The sequence below is a fragment of the Methylomonas aurea genome (assembly GCF_024505045.1).
In the GTDB taxonomy this organism is placed as follows: Bacteria; Pseudomonadota; Gammaproteobacteria; order Methylococcales; family Methylomonadaceae; genus Methylomonas; species Methylomonas aurea.
Genome location: NZ_JANIBM010000004.1, coordinates 48436 through 67872, shown reverse-complemented (window position 1 = coordinate 67872; position 19437 = coordinate 48436). Strand labels below are relative to the sequence as shown.

Genomic DNA, 19437 nt, shown 5'->3' with positions numbered 1-19437 from the left:
TCGCGACTTCTACACTACGAATCTCAGGCTAACGCGGCTATCTCATAGCCGCTTATGCATTCCCACGCAGAGGCGTGGGAACGAGGGAATAGCGGCCTACGATCAGCGCTAACTCAGGCGCTGCGACGGCGCAAGCCAACCATAGCCGCCAAAGCGGAGCCGAATAACCAAACCGCACCCGGAACGGGTACGGCAGCAGGCGTGCGGATTTCAATCAAACGATCAATATCACTATCGGTGTGTTGGATATTGAGATAAGCGACGTTGGGATCGTTGATGTCAAAGTACAGACCGGTTGGTTCCGCACCCGCTGTGCTCATGGTTGCCCAGCGGCCGATAGACTCGGCCACGCCGTCTTTGTCGGCATCTTTGGCAAACCAAATGTCAGCAGAGCCGGCCGGCTGGTCTTCGATGATATAAATGTTACCTTCCGCATCCATCGCCAGGTTGTCAGTAGCAGTCAATTCCGTGCCCACAGCAGCATTGGTGGCTTGGTTGATGGTAGCCCTGCTCGCAAATTGTTTGATCGAGCTGGTAGCCAGATCGATCGTCCACACATCATGGGTACCGGTGGTAGCCACGAACAATTGTTGCGAACCGTCGGCCAGGGTTCTGATTTCCAAGTCTTCCGGACGGTTGTAAGCGGTCGCTCCCACCAAATCAGCCGCAACCCGGCCATCCAGAGTGCCGTCGTTCAACACCGCCGAGGCCGTTGCAGCCAATGCGGAACCGCTGGCATTGGTAATGGCCTCCCAAGTGAATGCGCCGGCCACGCTGGCATTGTTGCCCGCGCCGACTTTCAAGGCGAAGGTTTGACCGGCAATGAAGAAATCGTTGCCGTTGGTGGCGAATGGGTTGGCCGAGGTAAACTTATAGATGCTACCGCTGTTAAATTCGTCGATGAAATACAGGTTATTGTTGCTGTCGAACGCCAGGCCTTCGTGCGAAGTGCGAGGAATCACAGTACGCTGCAGGAAATTGGTAGTCGAATCGCCAGTGGTGGCGGTTGGGTTTGTCACTTCGAACAAGCGACCGTAGCTGCTACCGGCTCCCCAAGACTCTTCACCTGTCAAGTAGGCGCCCCAAGGGGTCCAGCGAGAAGCATCGCCGGCAACGAAATTGTTTCTGCCAGGCGCGACGATTTCCAAGGAAGTGTTGGTCCACAAGTCGAAACGTTTTACACCTGCCGCTGGACTTTGGCCTGGATTAGGGAAAACTTCGTAAGGCGTAAAAATGTAACGCCCTTTTTCCGCGCCGGTTTCATTCTGGGTGTTCATATCCCAGTTGTCGCCCCGGCGGACGCCGGTATTGGCATCCAAAGTTCTTTGGGTCCAATTCGGGTTAGCCAATTGCAGCGGCGCTGCTTCCGGTAAGCTGCCTGCTGCTACCGACGAAGACAACGCCGTGAAGTTGTCGAAATCGGTCGAAGCCGCCTGAGCAGCCAAAGGGGAAACAACAGACGCCACGGCAGCGGCGATCAACGTCAATTTAAAGACTTTCATGATGGGTTATTCCTAAAGCAAGTCGGTTATTGGTTTTGGATGTTTCGCAAAAAATCTGCCTCACAGAATTCGCAAAAACAATGCTAACCAGTGCTCAAGAAATTTAAGTTGCAATTCGGTGACATTTTCATGACATGTAATACACCGCTGGACCTTCAGCTACCTGTAGCGATAGGACTATGAGTCGCTCAAGTTCAACATGATGCGTATGAGTACGCTGCCGCTTAGCCGTAGCTGCGGGTAGGCCTTCTTCCGCTACGCCCAACACGACTACCTCGCCGTCGCCAACAAAGTCATCCCCCGCTTGGTACAACGTTTCGTCGATATCGGGCGCGCTACCGCGGTTCGGTCCAGCCTTGAGGGGCTTTGGCGCCTTGGCCGCCGGCCGGGTGAAAGCCGGATTTAGCCTGATAGTCAGGTTCCCGCGGTCGTTCGTGGCAACCCATACCCGCTTTAGCGAAAAAGCCGAGACACCACAAATAGTCAGCCCCACAGGCGTTCCCACCCCCGAGCGCGGAAACCGCGACTACAGGTGGTTTGCGTTGTTGGACCGAATGGAATCGTTACCCTAGTGCGCTACCTGCGGTTAATCTACCCGCATCCGCCGCGAGCGATGAAAGCCTCGATCTGACCGGGTTGGCGGGCACCGCGAACCAGCCACTCCGGCAACCATTCCGCCACCCGTTCTCCGCGTTCATGGATGAACTCGCCTGGAGACGCCTCATTGATCCATTCCCACTGCCGGATCAACACCAAAGGCGCTTCCGCGCCTGCGGTTTGTTCGGCAAATTCCAACGCCTCCTCGTAAATCTCGAAGGCGTAGTAATAATCCTCGCCATCGAACTCGTCCGCCGCGCCACGTTGCGGATGACACCAGACCCGATACTCCAACACCTCGTCGAAAAAATAACCCGCGCCAGACTTGGCATAAGCCGGATACTCGCCAACCATTGCGGGATCGATTGCTGTGGGATATCGGCTCATATCAGCGGCCTGGAAAAGTTGGAATGAAGTGCAAGCTTAGCCGCAAATGCCGGGAACGTTCGCCTGTTTCATGGGTTCCCCCGGAGGACCTTGGCAACCAGGAAACGTGACCGATGCGCCTCGCCGTTATCGCAGCACATCCTTCGCATGCATACCGTGCAATCGCGATGGCTTTCCTCCCCTGATGCCGCGCCGAGCACCGGAGGGTTTGAGCGAAGTTGCCCGTCAGGGGAGCGGCACGGACGCCGCTCGTTTTCGGAGGGCTAGGACAGCGCTTCCGAAAACCCTCGTCAAATCGCCGGCGCGCAGGATTAAGCGGCATGGGCGGCCTGCTGACCGCGCCATCCAGGCGCTCGCACTTCGTGCGCCGCAGGCGTCCAAATCCGCTCCCTGCGGATTTGTCTTTGGATACTTTCTTTTAAGAATTTCGGCTGTCGGGTCGACAAATCGGCAGGATAGCCGATTTGCATGCGGAGCACCCGCAGGGCGAAACATCCGGATGTGTTTCGTGAACCACATTAGGTAAATTCACAGCATGCGTACGATTACGCTACCGCTAATCGTACCTACGGAAGCTTTTGCCTAGATGCAGCGCGAGCGGAATCGAGGACATCAGCCTGACAACAACCAAACCCACATCGGCAATTGAAGGGTGTCTGCCTTCGAAACCTCGATTCCATCGAGGCTACTTGCTTCGCTGTTGGCTCAGCACACCCTATGCAACCATACCGCGCAATCGGGATGGCTTTCCTCCCCTGATGCCGCGCCGAGCACCGGAGGGTTTGAGCGGAACAGCCCGAAGGGGCGCGGCAGGGAAGCCGCGCGTTTTTCGCAGGGGCTGGGATGCCCCTTCGAAAAACCCCGCTCAAACCCGAGGAGCGCAGGAAACAAGCGGCATGGGGTGTCGTTTCTTTTGGATACTTTTCTTTGGACAAGCAAAGAAAAGTATCTCGGCTGTCGGGCCGAGACCCGACATAAAAACAGGTCGTGGCAAATTCACACCATGCGTACGATTACGCTACCGCTAATCGTACCTACGGAAGCTTTTGCCTAGATGCAGCGCGAGCGGAATCGAGGACGTCAGCCTGACAACAACCAAACCCACATCGGCAATTGAAGGGTGTCTGCCTTCGAAACCTCGATTCCATCGAGGCTACTTGCTAATCGTACCTACGCGGGCTTCGTTCAGCACAACCTATGGCCCTCGTATTTATTTATGCAGCTTTTAATAGTTTCTATAACAGTCGTAGATTTAAAGACCACACCAATATCTATCATTTGATTCGAGATAGTAACAAGCTTTTTATTAGCAACTGGCACAGATATTTCAAGCAAATCATTTAAATCCTGTTTAACGAATACTTCAGCAACTATGCCAACAAATATTAATCTACTACCCAGGTTAATATTTCCATCTTTCACATAACTTCCTTGATTAAATACGAATACAGGACTACCACTTGATCCTGGAAAAACCGATGCATCAATTAAAAAAATAGGGCGACCTTGAAAATCTAATTCGATAGGTGTTGCTGTATATCCCTTTCGCATGATTGGTGTAAGGTTTTTAGAGTCCCATAAACCGTTTGGGTAACCGATAAAAGTTATTTCTTCCAGCGCATCTAAGCCTTTCAAATCATCATGCGAAGCAATAATTTCTTCGGAGACTGGCTGAATAAAAACCTCTTGACCCAACTCTTTTAAACTATTCTCTAATGGCGCAAGAGGAATAACAGTAACGTCTATATCTTCATCGGGATGGCCATGCCATAAATCAAGACTTCTATCAATTACCAATCTGAAGCCGTTACCTAATTGAGGCTTCCCGTCTTTTTTTGTTATAAAAGTTATTCCAGTCTCAACGGCATTGGAGACAACATGCTTATTTGTAACAATAAACGGATAATGCTCGCCATTTTCGCTATAGACAAAAGAAAATCCTGTTCCCGTTCCTGATCCACCGGCAGCAGTTTTCGTATCTATCTTGACGGTGTTAAAAAACAATTGTTTTGCAGCTGAAGTTGGTTTCATATTCCCTTTGTAAAAATAAAAACTTCGAAATCTTAATTTTTGTTCGACAACGATTAGCTAAAAAATTGAAAGCCAATATATAAACTCGCCTACAGGTATTTTACTGTCCTTTTATTAAAGAGTTGTCTAGATCAATTTAAAATCAAATTACCAACCTCGGCACCGCCGACAACAACCTCTGCGTATACTCATGCTCCGGCGCCCCGCAAACCTTCGCCGTCGCCCCCTGCTCCACCACCTTCCCTCTATACATTACCACCGTCCTATCGCTCAAATACTCCACCACCCCAATGTTATGGGTGATAAACAACAAAGTCAGATTACGCCGGCGGCGGATGTCCAGCAACAATTGCAGAATTTCCGCCTGCACCGACACGTCCAGCGCGCTGGTGATTTCGTCGCAGACGATGAATTCCGGATTTAACGCCAAAGCCCGCGCCAGGCCGATGCGCTGGCGTTGGCCGCCGGAGAATTCGTGCGGATAGCGCCACAGCGCCTCGCGGCCGAGCTGCATGTCGTCCAACAGTTGCTCGGCCAGCGCGATGCGTTCGTCGCGGCTGGCGCCGATGCCGTGCACCTGCATCGGTTCGGTCAAGGTAGTTTCTATCAATAATCGCGGATTCAACGACGATTGCGGATCTTGAAAGGCGATCTGCATTTGCCGACGCAACGGCCGCAATTCTTTGGCGGACAAGCCGACCAGCTCCCGGCCGGCTATCTTGATGCTGCCCTCGGTCGGCGGCTCCAGTTGCAGCACGGCGCGGCCCAGCGTGGTTTTGCCGCAACCGGATTCGCCGACCAGCGCGACGATTTCGCCGCGCGGGATATCCAACGACACGTCGTCGACGGCTTTGATGTGATCGACCACGCGGCGCAGCAGACCCTTGCGCACCGGGAACCAGACTTTCAGGTTGCGGATCTGGATTAGCGCTTCGCTTTCGGTAGCGGCTTGCAGTTTTGTTCCAATTGCAGGCTCGGCTGGTTGCAGGTTCGCGGTGGGTTCAACCCGCGCAGCGGCTGCCTGTGCCTCGACCGGAATGACATCAACTGCGGTAGCCGATGCCGCCTGCAGCTTCAGACCGGCCCGTTCCAAAACGGAAAGCGATTTTCGATCCTTCTCAGCGTGAGCGGAGAGAGGTGGTGGTATTTCGGTGAGTGGTGGCGGCGCTTCGACGGGCTCAGCGCGAACGGCTTTCGGGGATGCGGAGACATCGGGCTTGGCCAGATTCTCCGGCACCGAAGCCAACAGTTTTTGCGTGTAAGGATGTTGCGGATTGCCCAGCACGTCGCGGCAGCGGCCGGCTTCTACCAGATGGCCGGACTGCATCACGCCGACCCAGTGCGCCATTTGCGCGACGACGCCGAAGTCGTGGGTGATGAACAGCATGCTCATGCCGGTGTCGTCTTGCAGCTGCCGCATCAGGCGCAGGATTTCGGCCTGCACGGTGACGTCCAGCGCAGTGGTCGGCTCGTCGGCGATCAGCAGTTTTGGCTGGCAGGCCAACGCCATCGCGATCATCACTCGCTGGCGCTGGCCGCCGGACAGTTGGTGTGGGTAATCGCGAAAGCGCGAGCCGGGACTGGGTATCTGCACCTGGGTCAAGGCAGCGACCGCGCGTTGCTCCGCCTCGTCCGGGTTCATGTCCGGGTAATGCAGTTGCAGCGCTTCGATGATTTGCTCGCCGACTGTCAACACCGGGTTCAGTGAAGTCATCGGTTCCTGGAAGATCATCGCAATCTGCGCGCCGCGCACCTGGCGGATATCGGCATCGGGCAAGGTCAGCAGGTCGCGGCCCTCGAACAGAATTTGGCCGCTGGGATGGTTGGCGATACCGTCCGGCAACAAACGGATCACCGACAAGGCGCTGATCGACTTGCCGCTGCCGGATTCGCCGACCAGGCAAAAGGTTTCGCCTTGCGGAATCTCGAAGCTGACGTCTTCCACGGCTTTAACCGGCTCGGCGCCGGTGTGCAGGTAGGTGCGCAGGTTTTTGACTTGCAATAACGGCGCGCTCACGACTCGCCTCCGTTGCGGCGCGACAATTTCGGATCGATCGCGTCCCTGAACGCTTCGCCGATCAGGTTGTAGGCGAACACCGTCATGAAAATCGCCCCGCCGGGAAATACCGCCATCCACCAGTTGAAGGTCGAGGACTTGACCGCCTGGTCCAACATCGCTCCCCAAGACGGCGCATCGACCACGCCGAGACCGAGAAAACTCAAGGTGGCTTCCGACAAAATCGCCCCGGCCACGCCGAAGCTGACCGCGACCAGCAGTGGCGCGACACCGTTGGGTAACATGTGGCGGAACAGGATCGACGGCAGCGGCAAGCCGCTAGCAATCGCCGCCTGCACGTAATCCTGCTTGCGCAGTTTCAGAAACTCGGTACGCACGTAGCGGGCATAGCCCGACCAGCCGGTGACACCGATGATGACCATCATCATGTACAGGCTGCGGCCGAAGAAGGCGACGAAGGTCAGCAGTAGAAATAGCGTGGGAATATCCTCGAAGATTTCCACCAGGCGCATGCCGAGCATATCGACCACACCGGAAAAATAGCCCATCAACCCGCCGACGACGATGCCGATCGCCAGGGCAATGCCGGTGGCGATGAAACCGATGCTGAGAGCGATGCGGCTGGCGTGGATCATCCGGCTCAACACGTCGGCGCCGTTTTCTTCGGTGCCCAGCCAATGGACGTGGCCCGCGCTGGCGAACGGCGCTTCCAGACCCTTGCTACCGAGGTCGCGCAGGTAATCGCCGGGCGCATAGGGAATCGGCGGCATGACTTTCCAATCGACCTGGCTGTATTCCGGGCCGCGAAAATCGTCGTAAATCACCAGCGCCGGCGGTTGCACGGTCAGGTTGGCAATCAAGGCAGCCAGCCCGGTGCCGGCCAGAAACAGTAAAAACTTGGCGCCGCCTGCCAACGGCAACCGCGACACCGCCAACGCGATGAAAAACCCCGCCAGAATCCAGGCGTCCTCGATCGATAGATAGCGCAGCACCGGCGCGGAAATTTCGCCGTTTTTGCTCATCAATAGCGGCATCGAGTTGGCCAAAAATGGCGCGAACACCGCAAAGAACACCAACACGCCAACCCAGGCCAAGCCGAATTTGACGCCGACGCCGTCCAGCGTGCGGCGCCAGATGCGAGCGGCGAAGGATTGCCGGCTGACCACAGGCCTAGTCATAACTCACCCGCGGGTCGGCCAGCGTGTAACAGAAGTCGGCGATCAGATAGCCGATCAGGGTCAAAAAGCCGCTGATCCAGGTGATCGACAACACCAGCTCGCGGTCTCTGCCCTTCACCGCTTCGACCGCCAGTTGGCCCATGCCGTTGATGCTGAAAATGTTCTCGACGATCAACGAACCCGCCAGCAAACTCGGCAGCAAGCCGGCCGAGACGGTAATCAACGGCAACAGGCTGTTGCGGAACACGTGTTTCCACAACACGTCGTTTTCGGACAGGCCCTTGGCGCGGGCGGTGCGGGCATAGTCGGCGTGCAGGTTCTCCAGGATCGAGGTGCGGGTCAGCTTGGCCAGCGCGGCAAAGCCGCCGTAGGACAGACAAATCACCGGCAACACCAAGTGCCAGATGCGATCCAGCAAAAAGCCGCGCACGAAACCGCTGTCGTCCCAATGCGGCAAAAACGGCATGTCCAGCGCTTCGCGGGCGCTGAGGCCGGCGGTGGGAAACCATTGAAAATATTGGACGTTGGCGAAGAAACCCAGCAGCAGGACGCCGGCCAGCATGGTCGGGATCGACCACAAGCCCAACATCGCCAGGCTGGAACCGACATCGAACGCGCCGCCGCGCTCGGTCGCCGATTTCATGCCGATCCAGATCGCCAGCGCGTAAGTGAACGGTATCGTCACCAGATTGAGCAGCAAGGTAATCGGGATGCGCTCGGCGAGGATGTCGGCGACCGGCCGGCCGTATTGAAAACTGGTACCGAGGTCCATGCCTTTGCTCAGCGAGAACGACTGGCGGCCCTGCTCGTCGGCGACGAAACCGACCGGCGAAACATTGTTCAGCCAGCGCAGGTATTGCAGCGGCGCCGGCTGGTCCAGGCCGTAGCGCTTGTTGTAATAGTCCAGCAGGGCCTGCTTTTCCTGCGGCTTCATGTCCATGCCGCCGACCAGGGTCTGGGCGCTGATGCCACCCGGCGACGCGGCCATCACCGTGAACACGACGATGGTGATGCCCAGCAAAGTCGGCACCATCAACAGCAGGCGGCGCAGCAGATAAGTCAGCATCCGGCGTCCTCCGGCTTATTGGGTGTATTTTTGCTGGGCCAGCGGCACGTAGTTTTCCAGCGGCAGCGAACCCAGGTTCAAGCCCAGTTTGGTCATTTGTAGATTGCGAATACGCTTGTCGACGAACAACAGGCTTTTGCGGCGCATCAGGAAGGTATAGGGTTGGTCTTCGTAGAGGATGCGTTCGGCCTGCTGCCACAGCGGCATGCGTTTGCCTTCGTCGACGGTACGGCGGGCGGCGTCGATCAATTTGTCCAGTTCCGGATTTTGATAGCCGATGAAGTTGTCGCCTTTGCTGACCGCCTGCGAGCTATGGAAGGCTTGGTACAGATCGGTTTCGATGCTGCTGGTCCAGCCCAGGGTGATCGCGTCGAAGTCTTTTTTATCCAGGTTCTCCAGCATCACCGGCCATTCCTGCGGGAACGGCACCAGTTTGACGCCGGCCTTGGCGTACAGATCCTTCAACAACAGCACCATGCGGCTGGTGTCTTCGTTGGCCTGGAAGTAAGTCAGTTTGAATTCGAACGGCTGACCTGTTTTGTCTTCCAACACGCCGTCCTGGTTGCGGTCTTCGTAGCCGGCGTCTTTCAATAAAGCCTTGGCCTTGTCCAAATTGGCCTGATACGGCTGCAAGGTAGCGTCGTGCTGCTTGCTGGCGTTGCCGAACGGACTGACCGCCGGCTCGGCATAGCCCAGGAACACGTCCTTGATGATGCGGCCGGTGTCGGTCAAATAGCTCATGGCCTGGCGCACGCGCTTGTCGGCGAAACGAGTCGGCTTGCCGCCGCGCAGCTGGTTCCAGCCGATGTAGCTATATCCGACTACCGGCGGCATGTATTCGAAGCTTTGGCTCTTGGCTTGAATCTGGGCGTCGTTTTGCAGTTGTTTGTATTCCGAGGCTCGCGCCGAGTAGGAGTCGATATCGCCGTTGCGGTAGGTGGTCAGGCGGGCGCTGTCGTTTTGGATGATTTTCCACAAGATGCGGTTGTAGGCCGGCTGCACGTCACCCCAGTAGCGCTCGTTGCGCACCAGCTCCACGTTGCCCCGGTCCGGGGTCCAGCTGTTCGGATCGGCCAATTTATACGGGCCGCTACCCAACAACAGGCCTTTGGATTCGTTGAATTTTTGCGGTTCTTTTAAGTAAGGTTCGTAAAAATGCTTGGGCAGGATATTCATGCCGCCAGCCAGGGACAGTGCTTCGAAATACGGTTCCTTGTAGGTGAACACCACCCGGTATTTGCCTTCGGCCTTGACCGACTGAATCTTCTGCAAATAGGCACGTTCGCGCGGCGCCTGGATCGCCTCGGTCATGATGAAATTGAAGCTGAACACCACGTCGTCGGCGGTCAGCGGCTGGCCGTCGGAGAAAGTGACGTCGTCGCGCAACTCGAAAGCAATGGTGAGACCGTCTTCGCTAACCGTCCAGCTTTTGGCGATCAAACCTTCCCAGGCCAGCGTATCCGGGTTGCGGGTGATCAGGCTTTCCTGAACGTAGCTTTGCACATTCGAGGCGTAGGCATCGGTCGATACCAGTGGCGTAATGGTTTTCAGATTAGTGCCGAAGGCTTCGACGCTCCAGTCGCCTGGGGCATAATCCGGCAGCTTGGTTGCGGCATGGGCCCGTTGAAAAGCTGGGGCGACACTGCCAGGTTGTGCATTTTGCGTCTGAGCTGTCAACGCACCGCTGCTTGCCAAGCCGCGCAATTCGCGCATGGCCTGGGCTTGTTCGGCCAATGCGGCCTGCATTTCGCTAAGCTTCAGCCACTGCCGATCTATCTGGTACATCGTCAATACGATCAGCACGAGCGCCAAGCAAACCAAGCCGTAAAGCGTCCAATCCCGAGAAGCGAATGGTTTTTCCATGGTAAGTCTGTCCGAGAGTTTCGATGCGAAAGGACGGGCTGTTATCGGCTTGACTCGAGTCCGGTACCCCGATTTTCAGAAATCGTCCTTAATTCGGGTTTACTTTAACCGCAGGCCGGCGATTTGCAAAATGGCTTCGACAATCCGCTGCCAACAATTCGCCGAGATCGCCAGTTTGGCCGGTTGCGGGCATAAAAAAGGGAGCTCAACGCTCCCTTTTCAAGCTTGGCTAACCGGATTATTGCTTCTCTGGCCGAATCTCGATATCGGCTTTGGCCTGTAACGCGTTCAGCACTGCTTCAAGTTGCGCTTTGCCGAAAGCGGCAGCGATGTTTTTCGAGATCGCAGCTTGTTTGCTTTTGTCGGCCTCGGACATTGCGCCTTCGTTGACTTTGTGAATGGCCAGTACCAACTTGCCGCCGCCGGCGTTATCCAGCACGGCGATAGTCGGCCGACCGGCTTGCGGCTTGGCGGTTTTGAATATCTCCTGCACGACCGGTGCGGGCAACTGGTTGGAATTGCGGGCCAACCCGTCCACCTTTTTCAAAACCAATTTTCTGGCTTCGGCAGCCTGAGCCAGCGTTTTTCCGGACGCCAGATCCTGTTTGACCTGATCCGCCGCGGCGACCGCTTGCTGACTGGCCTTGTCGCGTTGAATAGCGGCAATCACCTCTTTTTTGACATCTTTCAATTCCTTAACTGCCGCGGGCTGGTGCGAGGCTACGCGCAACACCACCAGTTTATCGCCACCGACTTCGATCGGCTCGCTGTTGGCGCCCTTCAACACGTCTTCCGAGAACGCGGCGGCACGGACTTTTTCTTCGGCGGCAATGCCTTCGCCGTTTACCCGGGTAAATTCAGCCGTTTTCTGTAGCGGACTACCCAGCAAATCGGCCGCGGCGGCTAAGTTGTCCGGGTTTTCATAACTGACTTCGGCCAACTTTTCAGCCAAGGTATTGAATTTGGCTTCGGCTTGGCTCTTTTGATAGGCCTTGGCGACTTCGGCTTTCACCGCTTCGTAGGGCTTGGTTTCGCCGGGAACCAGTTCGGTCACTTTGATCAGGTGGTAACCGAAAGCGGAACGGACCGGTTCCGAAACTTCGCCCAGCTTCAGTTTGCTGGCGGCATCCTCGAAGGCTTTTTCCATCACGCCGACGTTAAACAGGCCCAAATCGCCGCCGTTTTTCGCCGTCAATTTGTCGTCGGACACTTCCGCCGCCAACGCGGCGAAATCCTTGGTTTGCAAATCCTGCTTGGCTTTTACGGCTCTTTGCAGCGCCTGGGCGTCGGCGTCCTTGTCTTTACCGAAAGCGAACAGTATATGGCTGATTTTGCGACGCTCCTGAGTGGTGAATTGAGCTTTCTGATCTTCATAGTACGCTTTCAACTGCTCTTCGTCGGCTGCAATACCGGATGCCAGTTTATCGACCGACAATTCGACATACTCGACCGAAACGCGTTCGTCGGTACGGTAATCGTCCTGGTGTTGCTGGTAATACGCGGTAATTTCATCGTCACCAGGCTGTTGCGAGACGGGAACCAGCGGCACTGCCACGTATTCGATATCTCGGGTTTGGTTCTGGATTTTGAAGAACCCGGCGATTTCTGCAGGAGTCGCGAAACTGCTATCGACGATGGCCCGCTGAAACTGCTCCATAACCAAGGCTTTTTTGATGCGATTGACGAACTCCGCAGACGACATGCCCTGCGACGCCAACAAGGTTTGGTATTGGGTTTTATCGAACTTGCCGTCTTTTTGGAAATACTCCAGCGATTGAATGAAATCTCTGGCGGTGTCGTCACTGACAATCAGGTTTTCAGACTGGACGTATTGTAACAATACTTCGTCGCGCACCAGTTTTTCCAACGCCTGCTTTTTCAGCGTTTCTTCGTCGAACTTCATACCCGCCAGGTTTTGGGCGTATTGCTGGTAGGCCTGATTGACGTCGCGCTGGAAAAACTCCTTGCCTTCCACCGTGACTACCGGCGCTTCTTTGCCGCCGCCGAGATAATTTTGAATGCCCCACAAACCAAACAGCACGCAAATAAATATCAATATGATCGATGCAAAAACTCCATGCACCTTTTCTCTTATTTCTAAAAGCATAAACGCTTTCCTTAAACAGAATTAAACCCGATCGCTAAAGGCGATAAAAATTACAAGCAAAAAAAAACCTCGAACCGTACGGCCCGAGGTTTCTGTTTTGGCGGAGCGGACGGGGCTCGAACCCGCGACCCCCGGCGTGACAGGCCGGTATTCTAACCAACTGAACTACCGCTCCAAAGTCTGGTGGGTGCTGAGGGGTTCGAACCCCCGACCCTCGCCTTGTAAGGGCGATGCTCTCCCAGCTGAGCTAAGCACCCGACTAAAGAGCGACTAGTTTACAGCATCTTTTAAAGATTTGCCAGCTTTAAATGCAGGAATTTTTGCGGCCTTAATGGTAATCTCTTCACCGGTTTGCGGATTGCGGCCTTTGCGCTCAGCTCTTTCTTTAACATCGAAAGTACCGAAACCAACCAAGGCAACGGAATCGCCTTGTTTCAATGCGTCTTCTACAGCTTTGATAAAACCATCCAAAGCCCTACCAGCATCGGCTTTTGTCAACTGTGACGCACTGGCGATAGCGTCAATAAGTTCCGATTTATTCATTTATTTCCCCTTAGGATGTCGTTGTATTAATTATGCTCGGCAAACAAACGCATGCTTTGCCCGCCAACCGGTATTTTCCACCAACCCGATTACAGCCTCTCCTCTGCGAGAGGCCGACATTTATATCAACGGGCTGTAATCGGTGTCAAGCATTGGAAACCTTGGAAACCGTGATTTTTTGCGGTTTCCAAGGATTTTAACCGGCCCTTAATGTGCCACGACTCCTGGCTGTTTTACCTCGACTTTTGCAGCCGCAGCATCGGACAATTCCGCCGGGGAAAGAGGGGTGGGCATGCGCTGTAACGCCAACTCCAAGACTTCGTCGATCCAACGCACACACTTGATCGCCAGATTACGTTTGATGTTTTCGGGGATTTCGGCCAAATCTTTTTCGTTTTCGGCAGGAATAACCACCGTAGCGATGCCGCCGCGGTGAGCCGCCAGCAACTTTTCCTTCAAACCGCCAATAGGTAACACCTCGCCCCGTAGCGTAATTTCGCCGGTCATCGCTACGTCCGCTCGCACCGGGATCTTGGTCAGAGCCGAGATAATCGCCGTGCACATGCCGATACCGGCGCTCGGCCCGTCCTTCGGCGTGGCCCCTTCCGGAACGTGGATGTGAATGTCACTTTTCTGGAACACCTCGCTGTCGATGCCCAGAATGTCGGCTCGACTACGCGCCACGGTCACCGCCGCCTCGATCGATTCTTTCATGACATCGCCGAGTTTGCCGGTGGCGAGTTGCTTGCCTTTACCGGGCATGACTGCGGTTTCGATCGTCAACAGTTCGCCACCGACTTCGGTCCATGCTAGCCCGGTCACTTGGCCGACTTGGTCGCTATCCTCAGCCATGCCGTAACTAAACCGGCGTACGCCGAGGTACTTGTCCAAATTCTTTTCGGTGATCGAGGTACGCGACTTTTTCGACTTCAACAGCAGGTCCTTGACCACCTTGCGGCAAATTTTCGATATTTCTCGTTCCAGTCCGCGCACGCCGGCTTCCCGTGTGTAGTAGCGCACGATGTCTTTTACCGCACCTTCCGAGATATGGATTTCCGATTCGGCCAAGCCGTTACTCTTGATCTGTTTCGGAATCAAAAACCGGGTGGCAATATTGATTTTCTCGTCCTCGGTATAACCGGCCAAGCGAATGATTTCCATCCTGTCCAATAATGCCGGCGGAATATTCATCGTGTTGGCGGTGGCGACGAACATGACGTCGGACAAGTCGAAATCCACTTCCAGGTAATGGTCGGCAAAGGTATGGTTCTGTTCCGGATCAAGCACTTCCAACAGCGCAGATGCCGGGTCGCCGCGAAAATCGGCGGCCATTTTGTCGATTTCGTCGAGCAGGAACATCGGATTCCGAGTTTTGATCTTCGCCAGATTCTGCAGAATCTTACCCGGCATCGAACCGATGTAGGTGCGGCGATGGCCACGAATTTCCGCCTCGTCTCTCACCCCGCCCAAGGCCATGCGCACGTACTTGCGGTTGGTGGCCCGCGCAATCGATTGCCCTAGGGAGGTTTTGCCGACCCCCGGAGGCCCGACCAAGCACAAAATCGGCCCTTTCAACGCTTTGACCCGCTGCTGCACGGCGAGGTACTCCAGAATCCGCTCTTTGACCCGCTCCAGCCCGAAATGTTCGGCTTCCAGCACCTCTTCGGCCACTTTCAGGTCGTGGCGAACTTTAGTCTTTTTCTTCCACGGCACGTTCACCATCCAATCGATGTAGTTACGTACCACGGTCGCTTCGGCAGACATCGGCGACATCATTTTCAGCTTGTTCAATTCGGCCGTCGCCTTCGATTTAGCCTCTGCCGACATACCCGCTGCGGCGATTTTCTTCTCCAACTCTTCGATTTCGTTGCTGGCCTCGTCCATTTCGCCCAGTTCCTTCTGAATCGCCTTCATTTGCTCGTTCAGATAGTATTCGCGCTGGTTCTTTTCCATCTGTTTTTTGACACGGCCGCGAATTTTCTTTTCCATTTCTAGAATATCGACTTCGCCTTCCATCAGCGTCATCAGGTTTTCCAGACGCTTGGCAACATCCACCATCTCTAACATGGCTTGCTTTTCTTCGACCTTCAGCGCCATATGCGCGGCCATGGTATCGGCCAGACGGCTCGGGTCGTCTATGCCGGACAGCGAGTTCAATACCTCCGGCGGAATCTTGTTGTTGAGCTTCACGTACTGGTCGAACGAATTGATCGCGGTGCGTTGCAATACTTCCGCTTCTTGTTCGGAAATATTCAGTTCGTCGTCCAATTCGACCACACTGGCGGCGCAATAACTGTCGACTTCGCAGTATTGAATCACCGAACAACGTTGACTACCCTCCACCAATACTTTCACGGTGCCGTCCGGCAATTTCAGCAATTGCAGGATGTTGGCTAGAGTTCCAACCTTATACAAATCGTCGAAGCCAGGCTCGTCGACATCGGCTTGTTTTTGGGCGATCAGCAGTACCTGTTTATCCTGCTTGATCGCGGCATCGAGTGCATCGATAGACATGCCTCGGCCGACAAACAACGGGATCACCATATGCGGGTAAACCACCACGTCCCGCAAAGGCAGGACCGGGATCAGTTCGTCTTGGTTTTTCAAATCGGTCATTTTAATTGCTCCCGGAGCACGTCAATACATAGTCAATCCTATATGAGGATGATCTCGGAGAAAACAAGTATCTTGGACTCGGCGCAAAAAAAAGGGAGCTTTGCCGAGCAAAGCCCCCTGATTTTTAGCTTCGGCCGGGCCGCAAGCACAGTTTAGTGCTTAAGAGGCGTCGGATGCCGCTAATTTCGGTTCTGTTTCGTACACCAAAATAGGTTCGGAATTGCCCAAAATCACGCTTTCGTCGATCACGACTTTCGAGATTTTGTCGTTGGAAGGCAATTCGTACATCGTATCCAACAGCACATTTTCGACGATAGTACGCAATCCGCGGGCGCCGGTTTTTCGCTCCATCGACTTGCGCGCAATCGCCGCCAGAGAATCGTCTCTAAATTCCAGTTCGGCGCCTTCCATTTCGAACAAATGCTTGTATTGCTTGATCAACGCATTTTTCGGCTGCGTCAGAATTTGGATCAACGCCGCCTCGTCCAATTCATCCAGCGTGGCGATAACCGGCAGACGACCGACGAACTCTGGGATCAAACCGTATTTGATCAAATCTTCAGCACGGACATCGGCAAAAATCTCGCCGACATTTCTGTTGTCGTCCTTGGCTTTGACTTCCGCAGCAAAACCGATCCCGCCTTTCTCGGTACGATTTTTGATAACCTTGTCCAATCCGGCAAAAGCACCGCCGACGATAAACAGAATATTCGCGGTATTCACCTGCAGAAAATCCTGCTGCGGATGCTTGCGTCCGCCTTGCGGCGGCACCGAAGCTACCGTGCCTTCGATCAGTTTGAGCAATGCCTGCTGCACCCCTTCGCCGGAAACATCCCGGGTAATCGACGGGTTATCGGATTTACGCGAGATTTTGTCGATCTCGTCGATGTAGACGATACCGGTTTCCGCCTTCTCTACGTCGTAGTCGCACTTTTGCAGAATCTTCAGAATGATATTTTCGACGTCCTCGCCAACATACCCGGCTTCGGTCAGAGTCGTCGCGTCCGCGATCGTGAACGGTACATCCAACAATCTGGCTAGCGTTTCCGCTAACAAGGTCTTGCCGGACCCGGTAGGGCCGATCAACAGAATGTTACTTTTCGCCAACTCGACATCGCTTTTCTTGCTGTTGCTACGCAGGCGTTTGTAGTGATTGTAAACGGCTACCGCCAGAATTTTCTTGGCATTCTCCTGACCGATTACGTAATTATCCAATTCGGCTTTGATTTCTTTAGGTTTAGGCAACGCACCGCCGGATACCGCCATTTCGTCTTCGAGCAATTCGTCCCTGATGATGTCGTTGCAAAGCTCGACACACTCGTCGCAAACATAAACGGATGGCCCGGCAATCAGTTTCCGCACTTCATTTTGACTTTTACCGCAAAAAGAACAGTAAAGAAGCTTTTCGTCGTCTTTACCTTTCTTGTCTCTACTCATAGACAGACTCCACCGTTTCACTTCGCTTCATCACAGAGATGAAATACTTCAAAAACCAATAGTAAACTCCCCCGCACATCGCGGCAACCGGGGTGCGCCGATTTAAAAGCTACGGCTGGTCAATACCTTATCGATCAAACCGTAATCCACGGCCTGTTCGGCACTCAGGAAATTATCCCTATCGGTGTCCTGTTCGATCTTTTGCAAGGACTGGCCAGTGTGGTGAGCCAGCACTTTGTTCAACCGGTCCCGAATCTGCAGTATCTCCCGCGCATGGATGTCGATATCCGAAGCCTGCCCCTGGAAACCACCCAGAGGCTGGTGGATCATGACCCGGGAGTGAGGCAAACAGTAACGTTTACCCGCGGCCCCGCCAGCCAGTAACAACGCGCCCATACTGGCTGCCTGACCAATGCACATGGTACTGACATCCGGCTTGATAAACTGCATCGTGTCGTAGATGGCCATGCCCGCGGTTACCGATCCGCCCGGCGAGTTGATGTACAGATGAATATCCTTATCCGGGTTCTCAGATTCCAGGAACAATAATTGAGCCACGACCAGATTGGCCATGTAATCCTCAACCTTACCCACCAGAAAAATGACCCGCTCTTTCAGTAAGCGGGAGTATATATCAAACGATCTTTCCCCACGGGCTGTTTGTTCAACCACTATCGGCACTAGACCGCCCGCCGCTTGCGGCGCCATCATTTCGCTAATCACATTTTGGTTAAACACGTTAAGCCCTCATTGTCGCTATCGCTCCATTACCTGATCAAAACCGACGGTGACGTCGGCGACTTTAGCCTGGCCTACGATCCATGCTACAGCCTGGTCCTCGAGAACCATTTGTTGCACGTCGTTCAGCCGAGACTTGTCCGCATAATACCAGTTCACGACGTCTTCGGGGCGTTCGTAGCTCTTGGCCATATCTTCGACGACAGCACGCACTTTGTCGGCATCGACCTTCAATTCGTTTTTATGGATGATTTCGCCCAAAATCAAGCCCAATGCGACGCGACGTTTGGCCTGTTCTTCGAACATATCGCGCGGCAGATTCAGATCTTCCAGTTTCAAGCGCATATTTTTCGCCCGTTCCGCGTAAGGCTTCATCAACGCTTGAATTTCCTGGTCGATCAATGCATTCGGGATCGAGACCGGAACGTGCTCGAACAATGCATCCATCACTGCGGTTTTCAATTTGTTTTTCAAGCCTTGCGCCAGTTCACGCTCCATGTTGGCGCGAACATCGGCACGAAATGTCGCCGCGTCGCCTTCTTCCACACCATAAGCTTTGATGAAGTCGGCATCGACTTCGGGCAACACTGGCTCTTCGACCTTAACTAATTCCACCGCGAACTCAGCCGGTTTGCCGGCCAACTTTTCGCTGTTGTATTTTTCCGGAAAAGTCACGGTAAAGGTTTTGCTTTCACCCGCGCTGAGGCCTTTCAGTTCATCCTCGAAACCAGGAATCATCTGCTTTCCGCCGATTTCGACCTGATAGTTCTCGACTTTACCGTCGGTGAAATTTTCGCCTTCGCACGTACCAGAAAAATGGATTAGGACTTTATCGCCTTCTTGCGATGCGCGCTCGACAACATTCCAGGTTTTTTTCTGTTGCCGCAACTTTTCGATCATGTTGTCGACGTCGCTTTCTTCGACGCTTGCGTTAGGGCGTTCGATCTGCAAGTTGCCGATGCCATCCAGGGCAATTTCCGGATACACTTCAAATTCGGCCACGTATTCAAAGCCTTCGGTTTTTTCGCTGGGATGAATATGCGGATGGCCTGCCGGATTCAAGTCCTGTTGCTGCAAGGCTTCGAAATAAGTCGATTGAATCAAATCGCCGGTCACTTCACTTCTGACCCGATCGCCGTAAAGCTTTTTCACCATGCTCGCCGGCACTTTACCGGGGCGGAAACCATCGACCTTTACGGTGCGAGCCAGAGTTTTGAAGCGAGTTTCCATTTTTTCCTGAACCACGGCGTCAGGAATACTGACCGTCATTTTCCGGCTTAATTCTGATGTCTTCTCGACAGAAACTTGCATTGCTTTACCTCGATAACTAGAAAATAGGAGTTTATGATTCGGGA

Annotated in this window: 13 protein-coding genes and 2 tRNA genes; all 15 read right to left on the bottom strand. The window is 54.3% G+C overall.

Translation table 11 applies throughout. The annotated features are described in order from the left end of the window. Positions 1-113: 113 nt before the first annotated feature. The 15 genes from NP603_RS05010 to tig all read right to left on the bottom strand — a co-directional run bounded on the left by NP603_RS05010 (position 114) and on the right by tig (position 19393). Positions 114-1502, bottom strand: coding sequence for an alkaline phosphatase PhoX (locus NP603_RS05010; protein ID WP_256609823.1), 1389 nt, complete (start codon positions 1500-1502; stop codon positions 114-116). Between the two features lie 591 nt (positions 1503-2093). Further along, entirely contained in the window at positions 2094-2486 is a 393-nt protein-coding gene (locus NP603_RS05005) for a hypothetical protein (protein ID WP_256609822.1), read from the bottom strand. A 1185-nt stretch (positions 2487-3671) separates the two neighbouring features. Next, positions 3672-4517 (bottom strand): trypsin-like peptidase domain-containing protein, encoded by an 846-nt coding sequence (locus NP603_RS05000; RefSeq protein WP_256609821.1) that lies wholly within the window; start codon positions 4515-4517, stop codon positions 3672-3674. A 142-nt stretch (positions 4518-4659) separates the two neighbouring features. Then, positions 4660-6534 (bottom strand): ABC transporter ATP-binding protein, encoded by a 1875-nt coding sequence (locus NP603_RS04995; RefSeq protein ID WP_256609820.1) that lies wholly within the window; start codon positions 6532-6534, stop codon positions 4660-4662. Continuing rightward, on the bottom strand, positions 6531-7712 hold the full coding sequence (locus tag NP603_RS04990) for an ABC transporter permease (RefSeq protein WP_256609819.1): 1182 nt from the start codon (positions 7710-7712) through the stop codon (positions 6531-6533). The genes NP603_RS04995 and NP603_RS04990 overlap by 4 nt, the downstream gene beginning before the upstream one ends. Beyond that, the gene (locus NP603_RS04985) at positions 7705-8778 is read right to left on the bottom strand and encodes an ABC transporter permease (protein ID WP_256609818.1); all 1074 of its coding nucleotides are present in this window, start codon (positions 8776-8778) and stop codon (positions 7705-7707) included. The genes NP603_RS04990 and NP603_RS04985 overlap by 8 nt, the downstream gene beginning before the upstream one ends. Before the next feature lie 15 nt (positions 8779-8793). Then, positions 8794-10641: a peptide-binding protein gene (locus tag NP603_RS04980; protein ID WP_256609817.1), complete on the bottom strand. Its 1848-nt coding sequence runs from the start codon at positions 10639-10641 to the stop codon at positions 8794-8796. Between the two features lie 238 nt (positions 10642-10879). Beyond that, positions 10880-12748, bottom strand: a complete 1869-nt coding sequence (locus NP603_RS04975; RefSeq protein ID WP_256609816.1) for a SurA N-terminal domain-containing protein — start codon at positions 12746-12748, stop codon at positions 10880-10882. Between the two features lie 98 nt (positions 12749-12846). Further along, positions 12847-12923 (bottom strand) — tRNA-Asp (locus NP603_RS04970). Positions 12924-12929: 6 nt separating this feature from the next. Continuing rightward, a tRNA-Val gene (locus NP603_RS04965) sits at positions 12930-13005 on the bottom strand. Between the two features lie 13 nt (positions 13006-13018). Further along, positions 13019-13291: a non-specific DNA-binding protein Hbs gene (gene hbs, locus NP603_RS04960; RefSeq protein ID WP_054759825.1), complete on the bottom strand. Its 273-nt coding sequence runs from the start codon at positions 13289-13291 to the stop codon at positions 13019-13021. A 207-nt stretch (positions 13292-13498) separates the two neighbouring features. Further along, a complete protein-coding gene (gene lon / locus NP603_RS04955; RefSeq protein WP_256609815.1) occupies positions 13499-15907 on the bottom strand; it encodes an endopeptidase La in 2409 nt (802 codons plus the stop codon). Positions 15908-16066: 159 nt separating this feature from the next. Further along, a complete protein-coding gene (gene clpX / locus NP603_RS04950) occupies positions 16067-17344 on the bottom strand; it encodes an ATP-dependent Clp protease ATP-binding subunit ClpX (protein WP_256609814.1) in 1278 nt (425 codons plus the stop codon). 102 nt (positions 17345-17446) lie between these two features. Further along, complete coding sequence (gene clpP / locus NP603_RS04945; RefSeq protein WP_256610005.1) at positions 17447-18052, bottom strand: ATP-dependent Clp endopeptidase proteolytic subunit ClpP; 606 nt, start codon at positions 18050-18052, stop codon at positions 17447-17449. Between the two features lie 48 nt (positions 18053-18100). Next, a complete protein-coding gene (tig, locus tag NP603_RS04940) occupies positions 18101-19393 on the bottom strand; it encodes a trigger factor (protein ID WP_256609813.1) in 1293 nt (430 codons plus the stop codon). Positions 19394-19437: the final 44 nt, after the last annotated feature.